We start from the raw sequence: 1652 nt of genomic DNA, 5'->3' as shown, positions 1-1652 counted from the left end.
CGTGGGGCATGTGTGTGTTCCTTCTGCGCACGGGCGCCGGATCCGCGTCGAAATGAGGGGCGTATTCAGGTCGTCCCCCCTGTCCAGCGGAGATGTGCGCAGGGGCGCGGCCTCCTTTCGTGGAGAGGGCGCAAGCCTCGGAAGTGGGGCGCAAGCGCCGTACTGAGTAAGGCGGTTGGGGTCGGTGCCCGACTTGGGTCGCCCTGGCCGATTTCTTATTGCGAAACCTTGTTTTCTAAGTCACAGCCGTATGAAGGTCTTGATCTGGGCGCGTCAATCGGTCAGGGTTTCGAGCCAGCCCCCGGAGAAATTCCGTCCGTGGGCGGATCCCCCCACAAAAATTGACGAGGAGACCCCTCTTCATGGCAACTCACAAGCGCGCGAGCAGGATCAAGCTCACCGCAGCCATCACCGCCGTGGCCGCCGCAGCCGGCGTCACGTTGCTCAACACGTCCTTCGCCGGAGCCGCCGCTCCCGCCGAGGGCAAGATCTACGGCGCGAACGCCAAGGGCGCCGTCGCCGGCAGCTACATCGTGATGCTGGACGAGAAGGCCGACAAGAAGGGCCTGGCCAAGGAGTACGGCGGCACGCTGCAGCGCAACTACAGCTCCGCCATCAACGGCTTCTCCGCCAGCGGTCTCTCCGAGACGGAGGCCAAGCGTCTCGCCGCCGACCCGGCCGTCGCCAAGGTCGTGCAGAACAAGAAGTTCACCATCAACGCGACCCAGGACAACCCCCCGTCCTGGGGCCTGGACCGGGTCGACCAGGCCGACACGGCCGGCGACAGCAAGTACACCTACCCGGACAGCGCCGGTGAGGGCGTGACCGCGTACGTGATCGACACCGGAGTCCGCATATCCCACAAGGACTTCGAGGGTCGCGCCACGCACGGCTTCGACGCCGTGGACAATGACGAGTCCGCCGACGACGGCAACGGCCACGGCACGCACGTCGCCGGCACCATCGCGGGCGCGGCGCACGGCGTCGCCAAGAAGGCGAAGATCGTCGCCGTGCGTGTCCTCGACGACAACGGCTCCGGCACCACCGAGCAGGTCGTCGCGGGCATCGACTGGGTCACCCAGAACCACCAGGGCCCGTCCGTCGCCAACATGAGCCTCGGCGGTGGCGCCGACGAGGCTCTCGACGAGGCCGTCCGCAAGGCCATCGCCGCCGGCGTCACCTTCGGCGTCGCGGCCGGCAACGAGTCCTCCGACGCGAGCCAGGGCTCTCCGTCGAGGGTTCAGGAAGCCATCACCGTCGCCTCCTCCACCAAGGAGGACGCCCAGTCGGACTTCTCCAACTTCGGTGCGATCGTGGACATCTACGCACCCGGCTCCGACATCACCTCGGCGTGGAACGACAGCGACGAGGGCACCAAGACCATCTCCGGCACCTCGATGGCGACCCCGCACGTCGTCGGCGCCGCGGCGGTCTACCTCGCCGGCCACCAGGACGCGACCCCGGAGCAGGTCGCCACGGCCCTCACCGAGGGCGCCACGGCCGACAAGATCACCAACCCGAGCGCGGGCACACCGAACAAGCTGCTGAAGGTCGTCGAGTGACACAGGCGTGACCCCGGTGTGAGCGGCGGTCCGTTGTGGAAGTCACGTACGGAGGTGTAACTCGCGCTCAGCGAAGTGTTTGCCCAGATC

At 67.3% G+C, this 1652-nt stretch carries 1 protein-coding gene; it reads left to right on the top strand.

What is annotated here, in order from left to right; genetic code table 11:
• Positions 1-362: 362 nt before the first annotated feature.
• Positions 363-1562, top strand: a complete 1200-nt coding sequence (locus tag ABZ070_RS37195) for a S8 family peptidase (RefSeq protein WP_356640610.1) — start codon at positions 363-365, stop codon at positions 1560-1562.
• The last annotated feature ends 90 nt before the right edge of the window (positions 1563-1652 follow it).

The organism is Streptomyces sp. NPDC006283, assembly GCF_040613325.1.
Taxonomy (GTDB): domain Bacteria; phylum Actinomycetota; class Actinomycetes; order Streptomycetales; family Streptomycetaceae; genus Streptomyces.
This window is presented reverse-complemented; position numbering and strand designations above follow the sequence as displayed.